The 24,248-nt window shown below is 72.4% G+C and carries 24 protein-coding genes; 13 read left to right on the top strand and 11 right to left on the bottom strand.

Going from position 1 to position 24,248, the window contains the following annotated elements; genetic code table 11:
* Positions 1-9: 9 nt before the first annotated feature.
* Positions 10-1,758: a glycosyltransferase family 2 protein gene (locus AC6CKD_RS05755; protein WP_498325608.1), complete on the bottom strand. Its 1,749-nt coding sequence runs from the start codon at positions 1,756-1,758 to the stop codon at positions 10-12.
* Positions 1,759-2,051: 293 nt separating this feature from the next.
* Here AC6CKD_RS05755 and AC6CKD_RS05750 point away from each other — a divergent pair, with 293 nt between their 5' ends.
* Positions 2,052-2,606: a hypothetical protein gene (locus AC6CKD_RS05750; protein ID WP_498325607.1), complete on the top strand. Its 555-nt coding sequence runs from the start codon at positions 2,052-2,054 to the stop codon at positions 2,604-2,606.
* A gap of 125 nt (positions 2,607-2,731) precedes the next feature.
* On the opposite strand, the gene AC6CKD_RS05745 is transcribed toward AC6CKD_RS05750, so the two are convergent.
* Positions 2,732-5,641, bottom strand: a complete 2,910-nt coding sequence (locus tag AC6CKD_RS05745; protein ID WP_498325605.1) for a collagenase — start codon at positions 5,639-5,641, stop codon at positions 2,732-2,734.
* A 296-nt stretch (positions 5,642-5,937) separates the two neighbouring features.
* On the opposite strand from AC6CKD_RS05745, the gene AC6CKD_RS05740 reads away from it, so the two are divergent.
* Positions 5,938-7,149 (top strand): serine hydrolase domain-containing protein, encoded by a 1,212-nt coding sequence (locus AC6CKD_RS05740; protein ID WP_498325603.1) that lies wholly within the window; start codon positions 5,938-5,940, stop codon positions 7,147-7,149.
* 66 nt (positions 7,150-7,215) lie between these two features.
* Complete coding sequence (locus AC6CKD_RS05735; RefSeq protein ID WP_498325602.1) at positions 7,216-8,085, top strand: alpha/beta hydrolase family protein; 870 nt, start codon at positions 7,216-7,218, stop codon at positions 8,083-8,085.
* Between the two features lie 21 nt (positions 8,086-8,106).
* Here AC6CKD_RS05735 and AC6CKD_RS05730 read toward each other — a convergent pair whose 3' ends face one another.
* Positions 8,107-8,760: a TOPRIM nucleotidyl transferase/hydrolase domain-containing protein gene (locus tag AC6CKD_RS05730; protein ID WP_498325600.1), complete on the bottom strand. Its 654-nt coding sequence runs from the start codon at positions 8,758-8,760 to the stop codon at positions 8,107-8,109.
* A gap of 207 nt (positions 8,761-8,967) precedes the next feature.
* Between AC6CKD_RS05730 and AC6CKD_RS05725 the strand changes: the two genes are divergently transcribed.
* From AC6CKD_RS05725 to AC6CKD_RS05715, 3 genes are read left to right on the top strand one after another with little or no spacing between them, the layout of a single operon-like run.
* Entirely contained in the window at positions 8,968-10,644 is a 1,677-nt protein-coding gene (locus tag AC6CKD_RS05725) for an NAD(P)/FAD-dependent oxidoreductase (protein ID WP_498325599.1), read from the top strand.
* The gene (locus AC6CKD_RS05720; protein WP_498325598.1) at positions 10,641-12,149 is read left to right on the top strand and encodes an ATP-binding protein; all 1,509 of its coding nucleotides are present in this window, start codon (positions 10,641-10,643) and stop codon (positions 12,147-12,149) included. The genes AC6CKD_RS05725 and AC6CKD_RS05720 overlap by 4 nt, the downstream gene beginning before the upstream one ends.
* Positions 12,146-12,499 carry a UBP-type zinc finger domain-containing protein gene (locus AC6CKD_RS05715; protein ID WP_498325597.1) on the top strand — a complete coding sequence of 118 codons (354 nt, stop codon included), beginning with the start codon at positions 12,146-12,148 and terminating at the stop codon, positions 12,497-12,499. Before AC6CKD_RS05720 ends, AC6CKD_RS05715 begins: the two co-directional genes overlap by 4 nt.
* Before the next feature lie 31 nt (positions 12,500-12,530).
* On the opposite strand, the gene cynS is transcribed toward AC6CKD_RS05715, so the two are convergent.
* Both cynS and AC6CKD_RS05705 read right to left on the bottom strand, forming a co-directional pair.
* Entirely contained in the window at positions 12,531-13,001 is a 471-nt protein-coding gene (cynS, locus tag AC6CKD_RS05710; RefSeq protein ID WP_498325596.1) for a cyanase, read from the bottom strand.
* Positions 13,002-13,098: 97 nt separating this feature from the next.
* A complete protein-coding gene (locus AC6CKD_RS05705) occupies positions 13,099-13,698 on the bottom strand; it encodes a carbonic anhydrase (protein WP_498325594.1) in 600 nt (199 codons plus the stop codon).
* Positions 13,699-13,821: 123 nt separating this feature from the next.
* On the opposite strand from AC6CKD_RS05705, the gene cynR reads away from it, so the two are divergent.
* A complete protein-coding gene (gene cynR / locus AC6CKD_RS05700) occupies positions 13,822-14,727 on the top strand; it encodes a transcriptional regulator CynR (RefSeq protein ID WP_498325593.1) in 906 nt (301 codons plus the stop codon).
* On the opposite strand, the gene AC6CKD_RS05695 is transcribed toward cynR, so the two are convergent.
* Positions 14,712-15,767, bottom strand: a complete 1,056-nt coding sequence (locus AC6CKD_RS05695) for a helix-turn-helix domain-containing protein (protein ID WP_498325591.1) — start codon at positions 15,765-15,767, stop codon at positions 14,712-14,714. The two genes, cynR and AC6CKD_RS05695, sit on opposite strands and share 16 nt — an antisense overlap.
* 447 nt (positions 15,768-16,214) lie before the next feature.
* On the opposite strand from AC6CKD_RS05695, the gene AC6CKD_RS05690 reads away from it, so the two are divergent.
* The 3 genes from AC6CKD_RS05690 (at position 16,215) to AC6CKD_RS05680 (ending at position 18,694) form a co-directional block, all read left to right on the top strand.
* Positions 16,215-17,180 (top strand): SDR family oxidoreductase, encoded by a 966-nt coding sequence (locus AC6CKD_RS05690; RefSeq protein WP_498325590.1) that lies wholly within the window; start codon positions 16,215-16,217, stop codon positions 17,178-17,180.
* The gene (locus tag AC6CKD_RS05685) at positions 17,159-17,617 is read left to right on the top strand and encodes an SRPBCC family protein (protein WP_498325589.1); all 459 of its coding nucleotides are present in this window, start codon (positions 17,159-17,161) and stop codon (positions 17,615-17,617) included. The genes AC6CKD_RS05690 and AC6CKD_RS05685 overlap by 22 nt, the downstream gene beginning before the upstream one ends.
* A 267-nt stretch (positions 17,618-17,884) precedes the next feature.
* Positions 17,885-18,694: an SDR family oxidoreductase gene (locus AC6CKD_RS05680; protein ID WP_498325587.1), complete on the top strand. Its 810-nt coding sequence runs from the start codon at positions 17,885-17,887 to the stop codon at positions 18,692-18,694.
* 198 nt (positions 18,695-18,892) lie between these two features.
* On the opposite strand, the gene AC6CKD_RS05675 is transcribed toward AC6CKD_RS05680, so the two are convergent.
* From AC6CKD_RS05675 to AC6CKD_RS05660, 4 genes are all read right to left on the bottom strand, one after another.
* Complete coding sequence (locus tag AC6CKD_RS05675) at positions 18,893-19,333, bottom strand: STAS domain-containing protein (RefSeq protein WP_498325586.1); 441 nt, start codon at positions 19,331-19,333, stop codon at positions 18,893-18,895.
* Between the two features lie 246 nt (positions 19,334-19,579).
* A complete protein-coding gene (locus AC6CKD_RS05670) occupies positions 19,580-20,131 on the bottom strand; it encodes a glycosyltransferase family 9 protein (protein WP_498325584.1) in 552 nt (183 codons plus the stop codon).
* On the bottom strand, positions 20,128-20,712 hold the full coding sequence (locus AC6CKD_RS05665) for a nucleotidyl transferase family protein (protein WP_498325583.1): 585 nt from the start codon (positions 20,710-20,712) through the stop codon (positions 20,128-20,130). The genes AC6CKD_RS05670 and AC6CKD_RS05665 overlap by 4 nt, the downstream gene beginning before the upstream one ends.
* Positions 20,713-20,890: 178 nt before the next feature.
* Positions 20,891-21,403 (bottom strand): hypothetical protein, encoded by a 513-nt coding sequence (locus AC6CKD_RS05660; protein WP_498325581.1) that lies wholly within the window; start codon positions 21,401-21,403, stop codon positions 20,891-20,893.
* A gap of 318 nt (positions 21,404-21,721) precedes the next feature.
* Here AC6CKD_RS05660 and AC6CKD_RS05655 point away from each other — a divergent pair, with 318 nt between their 5' ends.
* The 3 genes from AC6CKD_RS05655 to AC6CKD_RS05645 all read left to right on the top strand — a co-directional run bounded on the left by AC6CKD_RS05655 (position 21,722) and on the right by AC6CKD_RS05645 (position 23,705).
* Positions 21,722-22,429 (top strand): DUF4232 domain-containing protein, encoded by a 708-nt coding sequence (locus AC6CKD_RS05655; protein ID WP_498325580.1) that lies wholly within the window; start codon positions 21,722-21,724, stop codon positions 22,427-22,429.
* 293 nt (positions 22,430-22,722) lie between these two features.
* Positions 22,723-23,040, top strand: a complete 318-nt coding sequence (locus AC6CKD_RS05650) for a hypothetical protein (protein WP_498325579.1) — start codon at positions 22,723-22,725, stop codon at positions 23,038-23,040.
* 47 nt (positions 23,041-23,087) lie between these two features.
* Complete coding sequence (locus AC6CKD_RS05645; RefSeq protein ID WP_498325578.1) at positions 23,088-23,705, top strand: serine/threonine-protein kinase; 618 nt, start codon at positions 23,088-23,090, stop codon at positions 23,703-23,705.
* Positions 23,706-23,737: 32 nt separating this feature from the next.
* Here the strand turns inward: AC6CKD_RS05645 and AC6CKD_RS05640 are convergent, their stop codons facing one another.
* Complete coding sequence (locus tag AC6CKD_RS05640; RefSeq protein ID WP_498325576.1) at positions 23,738-24,166, bottom strand: ribosomal maturation YjgA family protein; 429 nt, start codon at positions 24,164-24,166, stop codon at positions 23,738-23,740.
* Positions 24,167-24,248 lie beyond the last annotated feature (82 nt).

Genomic DNA, 24,248 nt, shown 5'->3' with positions numbered 1-24,248 from the left:
TGGAGCCTTTCAACTCAGCCAGGGCAGCATGGGGTTGACCCACCCGGATGCCAGCAGGCCGGTGAGCAGGAGCACCGCCGAGGCGGCGAGGGTTTCGGGCCAGCGGCGCGGCAGCACGCCGGTGCGGGAGCGTCCGGCGAAGGCCCGTACGAGACGGCGAGGGCGGCCGGCGACCGCAGCCGGTCCGGTCTCGGCGGAGGCGTCCCCGGAGGTTTCGCCGCGCGCGGCGGGCAGGGCGGGACGCAGCTCGGCGATCAGGTCGCGGACCAGCGGGCCGTTGATCTGGCACTGCACCAGGAAGTAGAGGAGCAGACCCCAGTTGGGCTCCCAGCCGTTGCGCGCGACGGTCAGCGCCAGACCCGCCGCGGCCGCGCCGTTGGAGAGGACGAGCCAGAGCAGTGAGACGCCCACCACCCGGCGGGCCATCCCGCCGGAGCGGGCCGAGCCCCGGGTGCCGGTGGGCACCCAGTCGGCGCTGCGGCCGCGCAGCGTGTGCAGGAAGGCGGTGGCCGCGGCGACGCTCGTCAGGACGTTCGCCCGGATCACCTCCACCCGCCAGCGGGTCCTGCTGATCCGCGGGAGCAGCACGTGCCAGAGCCACAGCGGGGCGAGCAGCGGCAGGACGTGCCAGGGCCGGATGTCGTCCGGGTACCAGAACATCATCACCAGGGGCGGCAGCGGCGCCGCGAACGTGTTCACGGCGGCGGCCAGGTACCCGACCACGCCCTCGTAGAAGCACAGCCGCATCCGCCAGGGCGCGCCCATCTCCCGCAGGACGGGCGAGGTGAGCAGGTGGAGGTTGCCCATCGCCCACCGGTACTGCTGGTTGACGAAGGAGGTGACCTCCTCGGGGGAGGTGCCCTTGGCGACCAGCACCGGCACGTACAGCGTGCGGAACCCCCGCGCGTGCAGGGCGAGCCCGGTGTACAGGTCCTCGCTGTGGTCGAGGCGGGCGAACCCGCCGGCCAGGTCGATGGCGGCGCGCCGGTAGACGGCGTTGCTGCCGCAGCAGATGGCGGCGTCGCTCGCGTCCCGGGACGGCTGGATCCAGCGGAAGAACCACTCCTGTGCGGAGCCCGCGGCGCGCTGGATCCAGCCCATCGTCCCGTCGGTGTCGAAGCACTGCGGGCTCTGCACGATCCCGACGGCCGGGTCGGCCAGATAGGGCACGAGATGGCGCAGGAAGTCGGGCCGCGGCGCGAAGTCGGCGTCGAGGATGGCGATGAACTCGGCGTTGCTCAGGGTCAGGGCGTGATTGAGGTTCCCGGCCTTCTTCAGGTGCCCCCGGTCCGGCCGTACGACGTACTCGTACCCGTACGAGGCCGCCAGCGCGGCGACTTCGGGCCGGTCGGCGTCGTCCAGCACCCACGTGGTCAGCGCACCGGGCCAGTCGACGGCCGCGACGGCGCGGTAGGCGTTGTCCAGGACGGGGAGCGGCTCGCCGCAGGTCGGCAAGTACAGGTCCACGCCGGGGAGTCGGGCGGGCTGCCACGCCCGTACGAGCACCTCGTGCGAGGGGCGGGTCAGCCTGCGCTGGCGCAGGCTGTTCACCGAAGAGAGGACGAGGGCGACGAGGTTGAGCCCCAGGACGGCGAGGAAGGCCCACAGGGCCGGCGTGCGCAGCGCGAAGGTGAACATGGTCGCCGCGGTGAAGACGAAGGCGAGGCTCGTGCTGATGAGGACCCAGCGTCGTTGCGGGCCGAAGTACCAGTAGAGCTCGTCGTCGGAAGGTGGTTGCGGAAGATGATGAAAGGTCATAAAGCCCCCCACGGCTGTTTATGCGCCTGTTTCAGGTGGCCACCATAGCGTCAGAGGTATAGACCATTTGTTTCCGCGCGGCCAACACGTCTAATCGGCCACGGGATTGGCGCATCTTCATGTGGTCCAGACCTCTGCTGCCACCATTCGACCGGCCGCACCGCCTCCCGCCGGGAAGATGCAGGTCACGGGGGAGTGAACAGACCTGGAAGACTTCCGCGGCGGGGGCGGGCTCCGCGGTCACCTTCCGATTCGGCCGCACCGGCGCAGGCCCGACCGGCTACGCTCCGGGTGTGCTTGAGGATCTGGGCAAGGGAAGTGCCGGCGAGCCGCCCGAGTGGCAGGCGCCGCCGCGGATGATCGGTGGACACGTCGCGGGACCCGTGGTGCTCGGCCGGACGGGCGGGCTCGTGGTGGTCGCCCGGCAGGTCCTGGCCTACCCGACCGGGCTCGAGATCGACGTGGAAGCCCACGCGCGCGGTTCGTCCTCGCCGCCCGGCGGGCAGCCGCTGCCCGAACCCCTCGGCTTCACCGGGCCCGCCCGGCCGAGCTTCCGTCTCCGGTTCGGCGATGGCAGGGACGTGGCGCAGGACGAGGCGACCGGGCTGCGGGACGGGTGCGGGCCGGTCATGGTCGCCAGCGGGTACGAGGGCGCCTGGGGCGGCCCGGAGGGCGGCGAGGACGTACGCCTGACCTTGTGGATCTGGCCGCTGCCGCCGCCGGGCCCGCTCACCGTGTCGTGCGCGTGGCCGGAACGCGGGCTGCTGGACGGCGTCCTGGTACTGGAGGGAGCCGCGGTGCGCGCTGCGGCCCAGCGGGCCCGCCCCTTCTGGACCGGAGGGGTGTGAGGCGCCGCCGACGGTCGGTGCGGGAAGCCGGGGCCTGCTCCTGACGGGCGGCGCCGCCTTCCGGCGGGACGGCGCGGGCCCCCACCCCTTCGACGAGGGGCGGGGGCCGGTGTGCCGGGTGGGGCTCAGAAGCGGCTGGAGACGGTGGCTCCGGCGAAGTCCTGGGCCGCGTGCAGGCTGACGTAGAGGTAGCCGGCCGGGGGGTTGTTGATGGTGAGGGTTTCGGTGTTGCCGCTCTGGGCCGAGCGCGCGGTGTAGTTGCCGGTGGTGGCCCAGGTCGTGGGGCTGTAGTAGAGGTCGGCGTTGCCGGTGCCACCGGCGACGGAGATCTTGAGGGAGGCCGTTCCGGCCGGGACCTTCACGTAGAAGTAGCGGTAGTTCCCGGCGGTGGCGGAGACGTTGGAGCGGCTGCAGTCCGCACCCAGCACCCGGAGGTCGGCGTCCGGGCACTCCACCTGGGCCGACCCGAACTGGGTCGAGACGGTGACGTTGGCGAAGCCCTGGACGGCGTGCAGGCTGAGGTAGACGCGACCGGCCGCCGGGTTGTTGACGGTCAGGGACTCGCTGTTGCCGCTCTGCGCCGAGCGGGCCGTGTAGTTGCTGGTGGTGGCCCAGGTCGTGGGGCTGTAGTAGAGGTCGGCGTTGCCCGTGCCGCCGGAGACGGAGATCTTGAGGGAGCCGGTGCCGGCCGGGACGTCCAGGTAGAAGTAGGCGTAGTTGCCCGTCGTGGCGGAGACGTTGGAGCGGCGGCAGTTGTCACCCAGCACCCGGACGTCGGGGCTGGTGCACTCGCCGGGCCCGGCGGTACCGACCGTGACCGGCTTGCTGGTCTTGGCGGTGGCGCCCTTGTTGTCGGTGACGGTGAGCGTCACGGTGTAGGTGCCGGCCGCGGCGTAGGTCTTGGCCGGGTTGGCGGAGGTGGAGCTGGTGCCGTCACCGAAGTTCCAGGCGCGGGAGGCGATGGTGCCGTCCGCGTCCGTGGAGGTGTCGGCGAAGCTGACCGCCAGGGCGTTCACGGCCGCGGTGAACCCGGCCACCGGGGCCTGGTTGACCGGCGGGGTGGTGGTGCCGCCGCAGTCTCCGGCTGCGCACTTGACCAGCCAGGCCGCGAAGTCCGCGTCGTAGCGGGTGCCGATGGTGGAGGTGAGCAGCGTGCGGGCGGCCGCCCAGTTGCCGGTGCGGTAGTGGCCGAGCAGCGTGGCCACGTCCTGCGGGTGCGACTGGATCAGGTAGCGGACCGCGAGGTAGCCCCACTGGTAGACGCGGGTCGAGTCGGAGTTGTCGTAGGTGGTGTCGAACAGCGTGCTGAGCTTGTAGGTGTTCTTGCCCGCCTCGGTGACGGCGCGATCATAGGTGACGTTGCGGTACGCGTACGAGACGTACTCGGCCAGGCCCTCGACCCACATCACGGTCGGGGTGGTCATCCCGGCGGCGAAGTCGCCGTACATGTCGAAGCGGCCGTCGAGGTAGTGGGTGTACTCGTGGTTGAGGTTCCAGATCTGGAACTCCGGCCGGGCCCACTCCGCCTCGTAGGCGATGAAGCGCGGCTGGTTCCCGGTGACCGAGGGGTCGCCCTCCAGGTACATGCCGCCGTTGTTGGTGTTGATCCCGAAGATGGCACCGGCGTAGGTCTGGTAGTCGGCGCTGGAGTCGAACGTCACCACCTCGAGGGCGGTGTTCTTGTCGTTGGCGACCGGGCCGCCGTCCTTGACCACGTTGTGGAAGAAGGCGTCCTGGTTGCTCAGGCTGGTGCAGCTCGCGCCGAGCTCGGCGGCGGTCATCTGCTGCGCGACGATCCGCAGGCTCGGGCTGCAGGTGTGGTTGACCGTCAGGACGGCGGCACGCACCCGCGCCGGCAGGTCACAGGTCCCGTACACGGAGCAGTTGGCCGCGTCGTACGAGGAGGTCATCTCGGCGAGCGGCACCCAGAGCGACGCGGTCCGGCCGGTGATCGCGGTGCGGTCCAGCAACTGCTTGACGAGCGGCCGTACGGTCGCCTGGAGCGCCGAGTGCTGGAGGAAGCGGCCCAGTTCCCGTCCGGCGTTGGCCGTGAGGTAGCTCTTGTCGGTGCCCAGGAGGGCGTCGTGGGTGACGGCGAAGTCGCGCAGCACCGTGAAGATGCTCGGGTCGGCCTGGACGGCCGGCAGGAACTCGGCGGTCTGGTGGCCGCGGAACAGGACGGTGTAGGCGTTGTTCACCGCCGCGACCATCGAAGACGAGCTGTTGTACGAGGCGTTGTAGCCGGTCAGCAGCCGCTTGACCACGCCGAGGTAGCGCGCGTTCTCCTGGGCGCTGTCGATCAGGATGACCGTCTCGGACAGGGTCGAGCCGTTGGCCTGGGTCACGTCGGCCGCGCGCGGAGCGGCGAAGAAGCCGTCCAGGGCGCCACGGATGGAGCTCTTCAGGGCCGGGCCGTAGGCGCCGACGGTGGACTCGTTGTACCACTGCACGTAGTACCCGGCGCGCAGGAAGAGTACGAGCTGCCCGGTCGAGGTGCTGTTGTCACCGGGGTACGTGGCGGTGGCGGTGCGCAGGGCATCGGCGACCGAGACCATCTGCGCCTCGCGGAACGCCGCGTGCGCGTCGTTGCCCTTGAGCAGGAACAGCGAGTTCACGCAGCCCATCTCGGAGGCCTTGATCTGCTGGACCAGCGCCGCCCCGGTCTTCGACGTGAAGTCCGCGACGTTGCAGGCCGCGGCGACGGCCTCGGCGGCCGCGGCGGAGCCGGCCGCCAACGTCGCCTTGGCGGAGGGCTGTTCGGCGTGCGCAGGCTCCGCGGAGGCCCGGAGCGGGACGCGCTCGGACAGGTCCGCGTCCGGGCGCGCGGCGTGCTCGGCCCTGAGCGCGGCGGCCGCGGCGTCCGGGGTCGAGGGCTGCGGGGCGGCGCCGGACTTCCAGGCCGGAGCGGGTGTGGCGGGCTTCGGTTCGCGCGCGAAGGCCTGGCCGGCGGGGGCGAGCATCGTCAGGCCCAGACAGCAGGCCAGGGCGGCTATGAGGGGCCGGGCGCGGCCCTTCGTGGTGGGGGAACTTCGCATGAGGGGTGGGCCTCCGAGCCGGTCTGCGGCCGCGCTGGCAACGCGGCGAACGAGGAATGCGCACCGTGACGCCGACGGGAGTTGGTGGGGATTTCAACTCTGTCGTGTACACGGCTATGCAGTGTGCGATGTAACATGGCACACATCACATGGCTCTGGAAGTCCCCGCGTAGCAGTTCTCGGCAACTGAATGACCGCCAGATAGGGATTCGGCGGGTAAACCGTCCGGTTCGCCCCGGATCGCCCTGGTTCCGTGTCCGCGTGCGCCGTCCGCGGGCCCCGCCCATACTGGGAGCGTGAGGCGTACTCGTACGGTCTTGCTGTGCATCGCCGGTCTGATGGCCGCGGCCCTACCGGCGGGAACGGCCGCGGCCGCGGAGTCGGCCGCCGCGGCTCCGGGGGCATGCGTGAACTCGCCCGGCTCCGCCCAGGGCGACGCGCTCAAGGTCCTCACCATCGCGCAGCAGGCCCAGCGGGAGTTCGGACTGAACTCGGTGGTCCTGCGGGTGTCCTCCGACGGCCGCGAGGTGCTCACCAAGGCCCTCGGGGAGTCGATGACGGGAGTCCCGGCCGAGCCCGCGATGCAGTTCCGCACGGGGTCCGTGGCCATCGTCTACATGGGCGCCGTCCTGCTCCAACTCGTCGACGAGGGCAAGGCGTCACTCGACGACCCCGTGTCCCGCTGGCTCCCGGACGTGCCGCACGGATCGGAGATCACCCTGCGCATGCTGGGCAGTTCCACCTCCGGCCTGCACGACTACGTCACCGACCCCGCGTTCCTGGCCGAGCTGGAGGCCAAACCGTTCCGCAAGTGGACGGCCGCCGAGGTCATCGGCATCGCGACGGACAAGCCGCTCCTCTATGAGCCGGGCACCAACTGGAGCTACTCGCACGCCAACTTCGCACTGCTCGGCGAGGCGTTGGAGAAGATCAGCGGCCTCCCGCTGGACCGGCTGCTGAGGGAGCGCGTCTACCAACCGCTCGGCCTGAACGGGACCAGCAACCAGTACACCCCGCAGATCCCGGAACCGGTCCTGCACGCCTTCACCTCAGAGCGCGGCACCTACGAGGAGTCCACGTTCTGGAACCCCTCGTGGACCACCGCTCCCGGTGCGGTCCTCGTCCAGAACATCTGTGACCTGGACCGGTCCGCGCGGGCCGTCGGGACCGGGGAGCTGCTGTCCGCGAAGTCGTTCAAGACCCAGCTCGACCCGGGCACCATCGGCCTCGGCCACCCGACGGCCGCCTGCCCGGACAGCGTCTGCCTCCTGACCAACACGGAGGCCCACCACTTCGGCCTGGGCGTGATCGTCGTCAACGGCTGGATCCTGACGAACCCGTCCTTCTCCGGCTACGCGGCCATCCAGGCCTACTTGCCGGCGGAGAAGCTCGCCATCTCCGTCACCGTGACCCAGGGCCCCAAGAGCCCCGCGGGCAATTCGGCCCAGACCGTAGCCGAACGCATCTCCGCCGCCCTGGCCCCCGGACACGAGCTCAAGATGCGCTGAGCCGCCGTGACTTGGCGTCCGACCGGGCGCCTCCTCCCAACGGTGCGTGCTCTGTACGATGCCGCCATGATCCACTCCGCCCCAGAGCCGCTCGTCCGTGTCCTGTACGACGAGTCCCGCCCGGACCTGCGCGATCCGGCACGTCCGCGGCCGGTCCGCCTGTACGTGTGGGAGCCGAGCCGTGCGCAGCGGGACGCACCGGCCCCGCTCGTCGTCGTCTCGCACGGCACCGGGGGCTCGGGCAGCGACATGGAGTGGCTGGTACGCCCGCTGCACGCAGCGGGATTCCGGGTCGTGGCCCTGGACCACCACGGCAACAACTTCGTCGACGGCTACCAGCCGGAGGGGTTCCTCCACGTCTGGGAACGGCCCCGGGACGTCTCCTTCGCCCTCGACGCGCTCACCCGGGAACAGCCCCTCGGCCCGGTCGGCGTGGCGGGGTTCTCCCTGGGCGGCTACACGGCCGCGGCGCTGGCCGGGGCCCGCGTCGATCCGAAGATCCTGTGGGCGGTGTTCTCGGGCGCGGCCCCGCTGCCGGAGATCCCCGAGTTCCCCGGCGTGCTGGAGGCCCTGCGCGCGAAGTACCCGCAGGACGAGGCGGCGCGGGCAACGCTGGACGGAGCCGGCGGCGACCTCTCCGATCCCCGGGTGGCGGCGGTCTTCCAGGTGGCCCCGGGAGTCGGCGCGATGGTGACCCGGCAGAGCCTGGAGGCCGTACGCGTACCGGTCGCCATCCGCTGGGCGGGAGCGGACACGGTCGCCCCGTACGAGACCGACACGAGGCCGTACCTGGACCACATTCCCACCGCGAGCGGCCGCTCGGCCGGGCCCGCGGTCCAGCACGAGGACTTCTTCGCCCCGGAGCCCGCCGACCCCACCGCCCGGGTCCGGGTCGGCGACGAGGCGGCCGCCTTCTTCCTGCACCACCTGAGCTGACCCCGCCCGGGCGGCGGCGGGTCACAGGCTCGCGAACAGGTCCTCGAGGGGCGCCGGTACGCGCTCGGGGTCGAGCGCCTCGACGAGGACCCGGCCGTAGCGGATCTTGCGCCCCTTCTTCGTGCCGAGGAAGCGCCGCACCTGCTGCTGCGCGCTGCGGCCCTGCTGCGCGGGCTGGCGCAGGAAGGTCCGCAGGGCGCGGTGGTCCCCCTCCTCCCGGACGAGCTCCTCCACCCTGGGCACGCCCAGCGCGCGGATGAGCTCGTCCTCCAGGTCCGCCGCGCAGACGAAGAACCCGCGCGGCTCCGCACCGGCCCGCTCCCAGCCGCGCGCGTAGAAGCCGCGTTCCCGCTCGTCGCACAGGCCCGTGAGGCGCAGGCCCAGACCCCGGGGTCCGAGGAACCGGGCGAAGCGACCGACGCTCATCGCGCCGCCCATCGGCAGGACGCAGACCCCTTCGGCCGCCAGGTTCCGCCCCCGTCGCACGGCCAGCGCGTCGACCGCTTCGGCGTCGCTCGCCCCTTCCAGCAGCAAGACGGTCCGTACGGGCAGCCGCGCGGCCAGGTCGCGCGCCGCGTCCGCCGCCTCCCCCGCGGCCCCCACGTCACCGAGCCCACCGGCGTCACCGGCCGCCCACGCGGTCACCGCATTCCCGAACACCACCATGTCAGCCATGGGGAGAGTCTCCGCCCCCGCCGGCCGGGGCGGTACGGAATTTCCGCCGATGAGGCCGCCCTCCGCCCGCCCGCTCCTCCCACCTGCCGCCCACCCGCTCCGGCCGTCCGCGCGAACCCGGACGATCGAACCTAGGATGGACGGGAACCGGGTGCGGGCGGCTCGACGCGACGCCGCCAGTCCAGGCCCGCCCGGGGCGGGAGAGCCATGACAGAGGCCGCCGACACGGCACGGACCGTGATCCTGACCGTGGACGACGATCCGGGAGTCTCCCGGGCCATCGCGCGCGACCTGCGGCGCCGCTACGGCGCCGGCTACCGGATCGTGCGCGCCGAATCCGGCGGATCCGCACTGGCGGCGCTGCGCGAGCTGAAGCTCCGGGGCGACCTGGTGGCGGTGATCCTGGCCGACTACCGCATGCCGCAGATGAACGGCATCGCGTTCCTCGAAGAGGCCCTCACCGTGTACCCGGGTGCGCGCCGCGTCCTGCTGACCGCCTACGCCGACACCAACGCGGCCATCGACGCGATCAACGTCGTCGACCTCGACCACTACCTCCTCAAACCGTGGGATCCGCCCGAGGAGAAGCTCTACCCCGTCCTGGACGACCTCCTCACCGCCTGGCGCACCGGGGACCACCGGCCCGTGCCCGCCACGAAGGTCGTCGGACACCGCTGGTCGGCCCCCTCGTCGAGCGTCCGGGAGTTCCTGGCCCGCAACCAGGTGCCGTACCGCTGGTACTCCTGCGAGGAGCCGGAGGGGCAGCGACTGCTGCGGGCGGCCGGCGCCGACGGCCGGCGGCTGCCCGTGGTGATCACCCCGGGGGGCACCGTGCTGATCCAGCCGGACGCACCCGGCCTGGCCGCGCACGTGGGCCTCGCGACCACACCCACCGCCGACTTCTACGACCTCGTCGTGATCGGCGGAGGCCCGGCAGGGCTCGGCTCCGCGCTGTACGGAGCCTCCGAGGGGCTGCGCACCGTACTGGTGGAGCGGTCCGCGACCGGCGGACAGGCCGGGCAGAGCTCCCGCATCGAGAACTACCTCGGCTTCCCGGACGGAGTGTCCGGCGCCCAGCTCACCGACCGCGCCCGCCGCCAGGCCGGCCGGTTCGGCGCCGAGATCCTCACCGCACGCGAGGTCACCGGACTGGAGGTCAACGGCGCGGCCCGCGTCGTCCGCTTCTCCGACGGCTCGGCGATCGGCGCGCAGAGCATCATCCTGGCGACCGGGGTCACCTACCGGCAGCTCGGGGCGCCGGGCTGCGACGGCTTCACCGGGCGCGGGGTGTACTACGGCTCCTCGCTGACCGAGGCCTCCTCCTGCCTGGAACAGGACGTGTACGTCGTCGGCGGCGCCAACTCCGCCGGCCAGGCGGCCATGTACCTGGCCCGCGGTGCGAAATCGGTGACGCTGCTGGTGCGCGGGATCTCTCTGGCCGCGTCCATGTCGTACTACCTGATCCAGCAGATCGAGGAGATGCCGAACATCACGGTGCGCACCCGCACCACCGTCGAATCGGCGCACGGCGACGGCCACCTCGAGCAGCTCACGCTGCGCGACGTGGACACCGGTGCGACCGAACTCGTCGACACCCAGTGGATGTTCGTCTTCATCGGCGCGGCCCCGCTCACCGACTGGCTGGACGGTACGGTGCTGCGCGACGACCACGGCTTCATCCTGGCCGGGCCCGACCTCACCCCGGACGGGCGTCCGCCCGCCGCATGGGAGCTGGACCGGCCGCCCTACCACCTGGAGACCAGCGTGCCCGGCGTGTTCGTGGCGGGCGACGCGCGCGCCCGGTCGGCGAAGCGGGTCGCGTCCGCCGTCGGCGAGGGAGCCATGGCCGTGATGCTCGTCCACCGGTACCTGGAGGAATCGTGAGCGGGCAGCCGATGCCGTGCTCCCCGCAGGAGATCGGCTCGCTCTTCCTCTTCGAGAAGCTCACTCCGGAGCAGCTCGGGCGGCTGTGCGCCGAGGGGCGCGTGGAACGGTTCGACACCGGCCCCGTGTACACCGAGGGCGACCCCGCCACCTGCTTCTACGTGATGATCGAGGGCACCGTGGTCCTGTCCCGCCGGGTCGGCGGCGACGACGTGGAGGTCGCCCGGACCTCCCAGCGCGGGGTGTACGCCGGGGCCATGCAGGCCTACCTCGGCGACCGCGTGCCGCAGGCGTACAACAACTCGATGCGGGTGACCGAGCCGACACGGTTCTTCGTCCTGCCCGCGCAATCCTTCGCGGACGTCATGCGGGAATGGTTCCCGATGGCCGCGCACCTGCTGGAAGGGCTCTTCTTCGGCGCACGGAGCACCCAGCAGGCCATCGGCCAGCGCGAACGGCTCCTGGCCCTCGGCTCCTTGTCCGCCGGTCTCACCCACGAGCTCAACAACCCGGCCGCGGCCGCCGTACGGGCCACCGCCACCCTGCGCGAACGGGTGGGCAAGATGCGGCACAAGCTGGCCCACATCTCGCAGGGGAACTATCCCCGCGAGGCGATCGCCGGACTCATCGAGATCCAGGAACGCACCGTCGAGCGCGTGGCCAAGGCGCCGGTGCTGAGCCCCCTGGAGGCCTCCGACCGGGAGGACGGACTCGCCGACTGGCTGGAGGAGCACGGCGTCCCCGAGGGCTGGCGGATCGCACCGGTCTTCGTCCAGGCCGGTCTGGACACGGACTGGCTGGAGCAGGTGGCGGCGAGCGTGGCCGAGGACCTCCTGCCGGCGGCCGTCGGCTGGCTCAACTACACCGTCGAGACCGAGCTGTTGATGGACGAGATCGACGACTCCACCACCCGCATCTCCCACCTCGTGGACGCCGCCAAGCAGTACTCGCAGCTCGACCGCGCCCCGCACCGGGTCGTCGACGTCCACGAACTCCTCGACAGCACGCTGCTGATGCTCTCCGGCAAGATCGGCCCCCGGATCCGGGTGGTCAAGGAGTACGACCGCTCCGTGCCGGACGTGCCGGCCTACCCGGCGGAACTCAACCAGGTGTGGACCAACCTCATCGACAACGCCGTCTTCGCCATCGGGAGCACGGACGGCGACGGCACGGACGGCGAGGGCACCCTGACGGTCCGCACGGCTCGGGAGGGAGACCGGCTGCTCGTGGAGTTCCGCGATACGGGGCCCGGCATCCCGTCCGAGATCCGCAGCCGCATCTTCGACCCCTTCTTCACCACCAAGCCGGTCGGCGAGGGCACCGGTCTCGGCCTGGACATCTCCTGGCGGATCGTCGTCAACAAACACCACGGAAGCCTCCAGGTCGAATCCGCGCCGGGCGACACCCGATTCCAGGTGCTGCTCCCGCTGACCGCAGCGGAATCCGAGTCCGCGCACGAGCACGAGCACGAGCCCAAGCCCGAGCCCTCCGAGGAGCCCGTATGACCGCCATCGACGGAGTCGACCCGAGCGTTCCGCCCTCCGGCAACGGCTGCGCCGCATGCGATGCGGCGGGTGGCTGGTGGTTCCACCTGCGGCGCTGCGCCCAGTGCGGCAACATCGGCTGCTGCGACTCCTCGCCGGCCCAGCACGCCACCGCCCACTGGAACTCCACCGGCCATCCCCTGGTGCAGAGCTACGAACCGGGTGAGGACTGGTTCTGGGACTACGCCGCCGAGGAGCTGTACGAGTCCGGCCCCGAGCTGACCCCGCCCTCCGGCCACCCCGCCGACCAGCCGGCCCCGGGTCCGGCCGACCGGCTCCCCGAGGACTGGACCCGCCGCCTCCACCGCTGATCCGCGCGGCCGATAGCGGATTCGGAGCGGATCAGAACGGCTTGGTCGGCAGGTACTTGCCGTCCAGGGTGATGACCGCGCGCTCCCCGCCGTCGGGGTCGGCGACCTTCTTCACGTCGAGCTTGAAGTTGATCGCGGAGACGATGCCGTCGCCGAGCTGCTCGTGGACCAGGGCCTTCAGCGTGGTGCCGTAGACCTGGAGCATCTCGTAGAAGCGGTAGATCGTCGGGTCGGTGGGGACACCGCCGGGGACCGAGCCGCGGGTCGGGATGGTCTGCAGCAGCCGTGCGTCGTCGGCGTCCAGGCCCAGGAGTCCGGTCACGGCCTCGGCCGATGCCCGGGGCAGCGGGTGCTGGCCGAGGACGGCCGCGGTGACGAAGGCCACCGACAGGCCCGCGGCGTCCGCGATCCGCTGCCAGGTCAGGTCCTCGCGGATCTTGGCGTCCACGGCCTTGACGGCCAGGGCCTGACGGGCGGTGTTGTCGAACTGGGCGTGCACCATGAGGGGCTTCCTTTCGGTGAGCCGCTCACCGGATGTGGGGGAGAGCGGCGGATGGGGTGGGGGGAATGCGGGTCGGAGACCCGAGGGGGTGCCGCGGTCAGGCCGCGGAGGAGACGGGCCGGGAGGAACCGAGTTCCTCCACGCCCCCGGCCCGGATGTCGTAGACCCAGCCGCGCAGGGTCACCGACCCCGCGGCCAGGGCGCGGGCCACCGAAGGATGGGTGGCCAGGTTCGCCAACTGGGCGCGCACGTTCTCCCGTACCAGGGCATCGAGCCGGGGCGCGTCTCCCTCGGCGCCGGTACGGGCCAGTGAGGCGTCCGCGTGGCGCAGCCAGTCGGCGACCGCCGGGGCTCCGCTGAGGTCGTGCCGCTCGGCCAGGGCCGTCATCGCGCCGCAGGCGGAGTGCCCGCACACCACGATGTCGCTCACGCCCAGGACCGCGACGGCGTATTCGATGCTGGCCGCCACCCCGTCCGTGCCGGGGGCGTGGGCGGGTACGAGGTTGCCGGCGGTACGGATGACGAACAGTTCGCCCGGCTCGCTCTGGGTGATCAGCTCCGGCACCACTCGGGCATCGGAGCAGCTGATGAACAGGGTGCGCGGCCGGTGGACCGTCGCCAGCCGGGCGAAGAGCTCCGCCTTGGCCGGGTAGACCTCCCGCCGGAACCGCGCGACGCCCTCGATGAGGTCGTGCATGGTCACTCCCTTCGATGACTGCCGACCTGCGAGGCCGACGAGATCCACCATGCATGACCTGCACCTATAGTGTCCAAGACGTATGAGACATGTCTCTTATAGACGCCATCTATACTCGGCCCCATGGCTCTGGAACTCCGTCACCTGCGCTACCTGCTCGCCGTCGCCGAACACGCCAGTTTCACCCGCGCCGCCGAAGAACTGCGGATCTCCCAGCCGACCCTGTCGCAGCAGATCAAGCAGCTCGAAGGCACCCTCGGCGTCCAGCTCCTGGACCGCACCGGGCGTGGCGGGGTCCGCCTCACCGACGCCGGCGAAACCTACGTCCACCACGCCCGACGGGCCCTGCGCGACCTGGCCGCCGCCGAACGCGCCGTCCACGACGTGGCCGACCTGGCCCGGGGCCACCTCCGGATGGCCGTGACGCCGACCTTCACCGCCTACCTCGTCGGGCCGCTGGCGGCGGAACTCCACGCCCGCCACCCCGGCATCACCCTGGACGTGAAGGACATGGCCCAGGACCGCATCGAGGCCGGCCTGCTCGCCGACGAGCTCGACCTGGGGATCGCCTTCGACGGCCCGCACCTGCCCGGCATCACCGCGGCCCCGCTGTACGCCGAGACCCTCAGCCTCGTCACCGCCGCCGGCCATGCCGCGGACCGACAGCCGCCCCTGCCCGTGACCGCCCTGGCGGACCGCCAACTAGCGCTGCTCAGCGGCGATTTCGCCACCCGAGGACACATCGATGCCTACCTGGCCGACCACCGGGTACGGCCGCGCATCGCGGTGGAGGCCAATTCGGTTCAGAGCCTCACCGAAATCGTCCGGCGCACCGACCTCGCGACGGTCCTGCCCGACGCGGTCACGGAGGACCACCCGCACCTAGCGCCGGTCACCCTGGAACCGGCCCTCCCCACCCGCACCGTCGCCCTCCTCGCACGCGAGAACGCCTACCGCAGCGCCGCCGCACGGGCGTTCAGCCGCCTCACCCACCAGCATGTCCGGGCCCGCGGCTACACCCCGGCCTGAGCGTCATCGCCGCGGCCGGCGCGGCGCAGGGCGGCGGGGGTGGTGCCGTACCAGCGCTTGACGGCCCGGCGCAGGGCGCGGGCGTCGGCGTAACCGCTCCGGGCGGCGATCGAGTCGACGCTCAGGCCGGTTCCGTGGAGCAGCCGGGCGACGTGGGCCCGCCGCACGGTCTCGACCTCCTCGCTCCACGTCGTGCCGTGTTCTTCGAGGCGGCGCTGCAGGGTCCGCGTGCTGATGGTCAGGCGCCGCGCCACCGAGGACAACATCGGCGCGCCCTCGTCGTGGGCGGAGGCCAGGGCGGTACGGAACAGGTCCAGCCAGTCGTGCAGCGGGATCGCTCCGGCGAGGTTCTGCTCGGCGTGCCGCCGGAGCACGGTCGACAGCCCGGGCTGGGCGTGCGGCGTCGGGGTGTTCAGATCGGCGGTACGGAAGGTGATCGAGCTGGCCGGGGCCTCGAACTCGATGTTCCGGGTGCCGTAGAGCTCGATCAGGGCGTCGTGCCGCGGGGGAGCCTTGGCGGCGAGGGAGACGTGCAGGGGAACGAGGCTCCGTCCCGCGGCTTCGCCGAGACGGCGCCGGTACAGGCCGAGGGCGTAGCCGCGGATGCCGCAGGCCGCCTCGTGGGCGATGTCGGCCCGGTTGACGTGGCTGATGGTGACGCGTTCGCCGTCCTCGGCGATCCGCATGCCGTCGGTCAGAGGGTCGGCGACGGCGGCGAAGTAGGCCGCGGCGTCCCGGATCCCCTCGAGCGGAGTGGGCGCGGCGGTGATCAGGTAGTCCCAGACCCCCAGGGTGCCGATGCTCGACTCCCGCGCCAGCAGCACGGACATCTCGGCCCAGCGAGCCTGGACCGTCGTGAGTTCCGCGATCCGGATGGCCGTCGCCGAGGGCGTGCGGAACAGGTCGTCGTTGAGGTGCTCGGGAGCCATGCCCGGCAAGTGGGCGTATCCGTGCGGGCGTATGCCGACCAGCCGCGCGACGTTGACGCTCAGGCGGGCGAGGGCGGAGGAGGTTGTCCCCTGATGTGCGTGCGAGACCACAGCGCCAGAGCATAGTCCAGCATGAATGACCAGGTCATCGTGGGGGTTAGGCGCCTACGGTCCCCAACACGGCGCGCAGGGTCCCCCCGTGGCGCACCCGGTCCCCCTGGTGGCGCGTGCTGTCAGGGGCGAGGTGAACCGCTCGGCCGTAGTGTGGCGTTCGTTCCCGCACCGCAGGGACGGCAGGGACGGCAGGGACGGCACGGACGCGGCGGAGCCCCCCCACGGGGGTGGGGGGCTCGCGACCGGCCGGCCGGGCCGGCGCCCGGCCGGGCAGGCCGTGCCCGGGAGCGGCGGGGTCCTCGGTGACGGCCCCCCGGGCGGTGGCCACCGTCCGGTCGTAGCAGCCGCCCGGCACGCCGGTCCCGTGCAGCCGGTAGCGGGCGGAGGCGGCGGCGACCGCGTGCCGCCCCGTGTGGAACCCGAGCGATCGGGCAGGCGCATGCCATGAGGCCCTGCTCCCCTCGGCATCACACCGGGTCGCACTCAAGCCCTCTTCAGGGTCGGGTTGCGGTAGTCACCGGCGCCGCCCGGGGCATTGGCGCGAGCACGGCGTACGCCCTGTCCGGGCGCGGTGCCCGGGTGGCCCTGCTCGGACTGGAAGCGGATCGGCTGAACCGGTTGGCGACGGGTCTTCCCGGCCCCGCTGCCCCTTTCCCGGTCGATGTCACCGACCCGGACGCCGTTTCGGCTGCCGCCGAGGCCGTCCGGAGCAGGTTGGGCACTCCGTCCGTGGTCGTTGCGAACGCCGGGATCGCCATCGGCGGCCCGCTCCTGGAATGCGATCCGCAGGACTGGAGGCGGGTGATCGAGGTCAACCTTGTCGGGAGCGCCCTGACCGCCCGCTTCTTCCTCCCCGACCTGTTGCGCAGCCACGGCTACTACCTCCAGGTCGCCTCCCTGACGGCTCTCGCACCCACGCCCTTCCTCACCGCGTACTGCGCCTCCAAGTCCGGCGTCGAAGCCTTCGCGCACTCCCTGCGCGCCGAAATCACCCACCGGGGCGTCGACGTCGGCATCGCCTACCTGAACTGGGCCGACACCGCCCTGGTCCGCCACGCGGACCAGACGGCGGTCTTCCAGACACTGCGCACCCGTCTACCGTGGCCCGCTTCCGTCACAGAGGATTCCGCTGCCTACGCCGAGGCCATGGTCCGCGGTATCGAGCACCGCTCGGCGCACGTGTACGCGCCGCCGTGGCTGCGCGGCGCGCAAGCGGTGCGAGCCCTGACGCCTTCGCTCGTCGTGCACTACTTCCGACGGGTCCTCGCGGCCCACGGCGACACCCCGCTGCCGCCGACCGGTTTCCTCGGACCCGGCGGCGCCGCAGCCGATACCAAGGGGCTCGCCGGAGCAGACCGGCGCCCTCACCCCTGCCCAGGAGGAAAGTCATGGCCGTACGACACCACCTGATCCACGCCGCACCGCCTCAAGTATGGGAGGTGCTCTCCGACGGTTCGCGCTACGCGGACTGGGTCGTGGGCACCAGCGAATCGCGTGTCGCCCGCGGCTCGTGGCCCGAACTCGGGTCCGCGCTGCGGTACACCGTCCGGATAGGACCATGGACCGTGGCGGGCACCACGGTCGTACGGCGCGTCGAGGTGCCCGAGAAACTGGAACTGGAAGTGGACAGCGGCCCCCTGGGCACAGCCCGAGTGGCGATCGAAGTCCACCCCTGGGGAGACGAGACCCTGGTCAAAGTGGACGAACACCCCCTGCGAGGTGTTGGCGGCACGCTCCACAATGCCGTTGTTGACGCACTGATCCAGCTCCGGCACCGCAGCATGCTCGCCCGGCTCGCGAACGTGGTCGAGGAATCCGCGGGACTCGGCGCCGAACTCCGAACCTGACCGCATCGGAAGCCGCAGCACCCGCCCGGTGCCGGCCACTACAAGAACGCCGTCGGCCAGAACGTGTCCCATGTCCGCAAAGGGCCGTTCGGCCCCGCCCGGCTGACCCCCTGACCCCACATGCCGCGTCCTTGGCCGATATCTCGCGACGGGCGGGGTAGCAGCCCTCCATGGACGGGTTTGGTGAGCGGTCGCGTCGGCGCGGGCTGTAGGTGGGTGACGCACAGCAGCCGGAGGCGCGGCGCACGGAACGGTGAGGTGACGGACATGGTCAGTCCAGCAGGTTTCACGCCGGTGACGGCGGTGGTCACCGGTTCGGACTCCGGAATCGGCCGGGCGGTGGCCGTCCGGTTCGCCAGGGCGGGCATGGACGTGGGCATCACCTGGCACGCGGACGAACGGGGTGCGCACGACACCGCCGAGGAGGTCCGGGAATACGGGCGCCGCGCGGTGCTTTCCCGCCTCGACCTCACGGCGCTGCCGGATGCGGCCGATGTCATCGACGAGCTGGCGGACGAGCTCGGGGGCATCGACATCCTCGTCAACAACGCGGGCACCGGTACGGCGACACCCTTCGTCGACCTGGAGCTGGAGACCGTGCGGGAGGTGTTGGACGTCGATCTCGTCGGCCCCCTTCTCTGCGGGCAGCGCGCCGCACGGCGGATGATCCGTCAGGGCCGGGGCGGGCGGATCGTCAACATCACTTCCGTCCACGAGCACCAGCCGCGCGTGGGCGCCGGCCCGTACTGCGCGGCCAAGGCGGGACTGGGCCTCCTCACCCAGGTGATGGCCCTGGAACTCGCCGAGCACGGCATCACGGTGAACGCCGTCGCCCCCGGCGAGATCGCCACCCCCATGACGGGCCAGGAAGACACGGACGTCCGCACCGTGAGCAGGCCCGGCGTGCCACTCGGCCGCCCCGGGGACGCCCGCGAAGTGGCCGAGGTCGTCGCCTTCCTCGCAGGCCCCGACGCTTCCTACGTGACGGGCGCCTCCTGGGCTGTGGACGGCGGCATGCTCCGCATGGGACCCATGGCCGGCTCCCACATGGACCACGACCGCTGGCGCAAGCCTTGACCGCACCCGGAATGCGAAGCCCCCGCCGCCGACCCGGGCAAGCCGACAGGCAAGTGAGGGACGCCCGTAGGTGCCCTACGCGGGGCCGCGCAGCCCATGACAGCTGAGGCCGCCGCACTGATGTGGCCACCGCGGTGGTCGAGCGGCGCGCCACGCCCGGGGCCGTCCTCGGGAGCCCTCTGATCCCCGGCCCGAGGTTCAGGACGCGGGCTGGGGGCGGACGGTTCTGTCCGGCGCCTTGGCACGATCGATACCGAGGGCCAGCTGCCGTGCGGCGTGCGCGCTGAGGAGATCGCGGAGCGCCCGCGGGCCCGCGTCCTCGTCGCTGTGGGGCTGCAGGGCGTTCAGGTGACGCAGGAGTTGCAGGGGCTGGGCTTGCCAGTTGTACGCGAGGAGGGCCGTGCCACGCTCCTGGAGGTACTTTTGCAGGTCGAGGAAGCAGTGCAGGCCGCGGACGTCCATGAAACCCACCTGCTGAAGATCGCAGGCGACCACCGCTACGCCGTCGCAAAGGCACGGGCGGATGCGTGCCACGAGAGCTTCCGCTTCGGAGTCGAGTTCGCCGGCCAAGGCTACGTGCACCGTCGGTCCGTAGCGCCGAAGGATGATCCGCATCAGGTCGCCGTCCGTGCGCTCCATGGGGATTCTCACCTCGCCAGGAAGGGCGGTCGTGCTGCCGCCGCACCGGACCTGTCCGGTGTCCGCGGCGTTTTTAGTATTCGCCCCGTCCCCGGGTCTTTGCAACCACCCGCCGCAGTGATCACGCTCAGCGCGGGGCGCCGACGACCAGCCGGACCGCGCGGCGTCGGGAGGATCGGGAGGAACGTCGGATACGTCTGCGCCGCGGGATGATCATGAGGTGTCCGGGTAGGCGCTGTGGCGTGATCACCGTGGGCGTGGAAGAGGAATATCTGCTGGTGGACGCCGTTCTGCCGCCAGTACTTCTTCGACGGTGATGCGCATCAGCCGGGCGTCCGGTTCCGAGCCGTGCGGATCTCCTGGACGGTAGGGGTCCTCCCCGGGCCCGAGATGCCAGAGCGCGCGGTGCGCACCGTGTCGCGGCGGTCCCCACAGCTCGGGAGACACCGGCCCGAACAGCACGACCGAAGGCGTGCCCAGCGCGGACGCGAGGTGCGCCGAGCGGCCCTCGCCGCGGCCGGCCGCCACCAGGACACGGGCCCCGGCGCGGTTCAGCGTGCGGGCCACCTCGGCGAACCGGCGCCCGCCACGGGTGCAGGTGCCGGACACCGGGGAGGGTGCCGCGATCCGCAGGTCGTCCGGGTCGGCGGTCACGGCGTGCCAGCGCAGCAAGCGGGACCAGCTCGGTCGTCCCACTGGTCCGGGCAGGTCCAGAAGAGCAGGGTGGCCGTAGGCGGGGAGGCGGGCGGGCCGCAGGGCGCGCAGCAGCAGGTGACTGGGGGGACCGTTGCCGTTCAAGTCCACGGCGACCTCGGGGGCGGTCCCGGCCAGGCGAGCTCCGCCGGTACCGCGCGGCCCGGGGCGCTGGTGGGCACGAGCCGGTCGGCCAGCCCCGTGGACAGGGCGGCGGCCCTCAGGCGCGGGGGCGCCGCGAGCACGAGTTCGTGTGCGGGCCAGCCACGGCGCAGGGCACGGAGAGCCGGTACGGAGGCGAGCAGGTCGCCCAGCCCCAGCGCGCGCAGCACCAGTACGGCGGGCCGGCCGCTGCCGGGACCCGGGCGGTCCATGAGTCGACCGACGGCGAGGCCGCCGCGGAGGCCGCCGCGGCGCGCTGCGCGAGGCCGGTGGTGGACCGGCCGTCGAGGTAGGGGAGCACGACGGCCTGACCCGCAGGCCGCGAGGACATCCGCTTCCGGCAGGTCTTGGCAGGAGTAGTCTCCGCCCTTCACCCAGACGTCGGGGCGCAACGAGCGCAGCAGGTTTTCGGGGGTGTCCTCGTCGAACGCGATCACCACGTCGACGTTGCCCAGCGCGAGCAGGACCCGCAGTCGGTCCTCCAGCGGGGTCAGCGGACGCCCCGGTCCCTTCAGCCGGGCCAAGGAGGCACGGCGGACACTGTCGTGCCCGGCCAGGGGCCCCGTGGCGGTGGGCGCGGTGGCCTGACGGTTCACCTGCCCGGGGCGCCGGGCGCCGGTCCGTGACGGCCGTGAACGCGCGTCGCTTTCGCACGGCGGGCGTCGGGCAGACGCCGCCCGCCCGCCGCCGCCCGCCGCCGCCTCAGAGCTTTCCGTAGACGACCCCGCGCCAGGTCCATCCCGCGCCGAGGACCGCCTCGCGCAGGGGGTCCTTCAGGTCGGCGCTGTCGAAGCGGAACACCTCCGTGCCTTCGAGCCTGCCGTCGGCCCCCCGCTCGACCGTGCGGCGCCAGGACGCCGTGGTCACCTGCCCGCGCGCGGCCTCGGCCGACAGGGTCAGTCGGGGCGTGCCCGCCAGCCACGTGACCTCGTACTGCCGGTCGACGGAGCGGACCTCGCGGGCCGCCGGGTCCAGGCGCAGGTGGATCTGCAGCACGCGGCTCGCCTGGGTCCGGGCGAAGAAGGTGTGCCACGCGGGCTCCCGGATCCGCCACTCCGCCACCAGATCGGCGCCCTCGGAGGCGCCCTCGCGCACGGCGTACGGCGCGTCCGCCCCGAAGAGCCCGAGGAGCACCGCCCGCACCTCCTCGGCGGAACGCGGTGCGACCCCGCTGGCGGGGTGCTTGGTGCCGGTGAGCGTGTCGAAGAGACCCATCGCACCACCGTAGGGACATCCGGCCGTTCGATACAAGATCGAACGATCCGTCTGCCGCGATCCGGCTCCCGCGACCCGCCGGCCTCCGGCCTTCTGACCGAAGCGTGCCGTTCTTGTCCCTGCTTGGTAACAGGCGTCTGGGACGGCCGGGGTGAGGGAAGTCCGTTAGTGCAGGCCGGCCGGGGTGCCGGTACGCAGCAAGGAGCGGACCGGGGCGGCCCGCCGCCGAGCCGCACGTGGTCATCGCGGTCTGCGCCGATCATCATTCGTCATCGGAAGTCGACAGCGGCCGCACAGGGCCGACAACGGGGGAACACCATGAACACTGCTGCCCGTACGAACCGCAGGGGCTGGAAGTCCTACGTCATCGGGGTCGCGACCGCCACCGCGCTCCTCGCCTCCGCGGCGTGCTCGCCGAGCGGGGGCGGCGACGACAAGCCCACGGCCCTGCCGAGCACACCGAGCTCCCCGGGCACGCCGAGCGGGACCGGGTCCCCGGCCACGCCGAAGCCGGGCGACACGCCCTCGGCGACGCCGACCCCGGCAGCGACGAACACGGGCGGCAGCGGCGACGGCGCCATCGCCCTCTGCGCCCCGGGCGACGTCTCGATCACCACCAGCACTGAGGACGAGAAGAGCGAGGGCATCCGGCACATCCTCCTCACCGTCACCAACACCGGCAAGAAGGCGTGCAAGGTCTACCACTACCCCCATGTCCAGCTCGGTGGCGCCCAGCGACTGGTCCCCGAGATCAAGGAGAGCGCCCCCACGCCCGGCACGCCGTTCGCGACCCTCGAGCCGGGCAAGGAGGCGCACGCCGCGCTGCTCCTGAGCGGCCCCATGGACGAGGCCCCGGCGAAGACCATGACCGTCCAACTGCAGGGCGCGAAGCCCGGAAGCAAGACGGGCGAGCCGATCAAGGTCGCCTTCCCCGGCGTCGACACGGTGTACTACAACGACTTCGCCAAGGTCACCCACTGGATGACCGCCTCGGGTCTCGCCCTGCGGTTCATCATGTCGTCCTGACGATCCGGCCCCCGGACCGTCCTCCAAGGTGATTCCACCGGCCGGTCCGTGCGCCCCGGGCGTACGGTCACTGCGGCCCGGCGACCCGCCGGAGATCGGCGGGTACCGCCTGCCGGCACGGCTCGGCGAGGGAGGTACGGGCGAGGTCTTCCTGGGCCGGACGGCGTCCGGCCGGCCGCCGGCCCTGAAGACCCTCCACCGGGAACTGAGCCGGGATCCCGAATTCGCCGACCGCTTCGCGTCGGGAGATCCGCGCCAACGACCGCGTACGTTCCGCGTGTACGGTCCCGGCGGTGGACTTCGGCGTTCCGGGGGCGCCGCCGCAGTGGCTCGCCACGGAGTACGTCGCCGCGCCCTCCCTGGGCGAGTGGGTCCACCGGCACGGACCGCTGGGCGCACCCGGCCCTGCGCAGCCCGGCCCGGGAACTGGCGGCCGCGCTCGTGGCCGTACGGCGGCGGGCGTGGTCCACCGCGACATCAGGCCGGGGAACGTGCTGCTCGGCCGGGAGCGGCCCTTCCTCATCGACTTCGGCATCGCGCGTGCCGTGCACGAACCGCGCCACACCCGGACGGGCGCGGTCATCGGCACGCTGCGGCCGGTGGCCGCGTAGACGAGTACCGCGGCGAGCGAGAACAACCGGAGCAGGCGACGGGAGCCGTGGCCGGGGGCCGGGCCCCGGCGGACGAGGAGCTGGAACTCCCGGGCCTCCTCTACCGGTTCGTGCACGCCGATCCCGCCCTCGACGGCGTTCCGCAGGAGCTCCGCCCCCTGCTGGGGGAGTGCCTGGCCAAGGAGCCGCAGCGGCGCCCGACCGCCGAGGAGCTGCTGGCCCGGGTCGGTCCGGCAGAGCAGGAGCGGAGCCGGGCGGTACCACCTTCGCCGGCCGCGGAGGCGAGTCACCGGGAGGCCGAACTGCGCCGCGTCCTGGCCGCGTCAGAGCCGCCGTCCGTGCCCGCGCCCACGACACCGACGCCTCCCCCGACGCTGCCGGTGACGCCGCCGATGCCCTCTTCCCTTCCCGTCGGGAGACGCCGCGCGCCCTGGGCGGCCGCGGCGGACCTGGTTTGTACGGAAGCCCTGGAACTGCGGCAGACGAGCGGGGGCAGGGTGGTCCTCGCGGCGGTGACGAGCCGTCCGACCGACCCCGCGGCCACCTTCGCCTGCCCCGAGGGCAACCTCTACGCACTGACCCTGGCGGAGCCCGACCGGCTGAGGCTCGAGGCCGAAGGGGTCCAGTCGGCGGGCGCCCCCGAGGCACTGACCCGCAGCCGGTAGGCCGCCTCGTCCGGACCTTGCCCCCGGCCTGCCTAGAACCCGGGACCGGGCGGGGCCGACAGACGCCCCGCCGCGGTGTGGCCGAGCCAGCCGACCGCCGCGCCGACCGCGTACCAGAACAGGTCGGGCGGATTGAACGTGGACCCGAGGACGAGGCGGGCGACCGTGCTCTGCCGGGAGAGCTCCGCCGGCCCTCCGGTGAGCTGGAGGAGCTCCACCGCCCAACTGACCGCGAGAGCGGCCGCGGCGGCCCGCAGGGCCGTGACGCGCGGTACGGCCAGCACGACGAGCGCGAAGACCAGTACCGTGTACAGCGCGTCCCCGCCGTACTTGGCCGGGCTCCCCGTCGTCACGGCCCGTAGCCCCAACCCCGCGCCGACGGTCAGCACCACCACACCGGCTGCCGCGAGACGGGTGCGGGCAGCCCGGCGGGGTCCGACACGGTCACGACGTACGGGCATGGCAGGGGGCACGGGGACCACACTGCCAGGCGTGCTCCGCCCGCCCTCTTCCGCCTACACGAGGGAGAGGCGCGTGGGCCCC

This window comes from Streptomyces sp. GQ60, from assembly GCF_059758875.1.
This window is presented reverse-complemented; position numbering and strand designations above follow the sequence as displayed.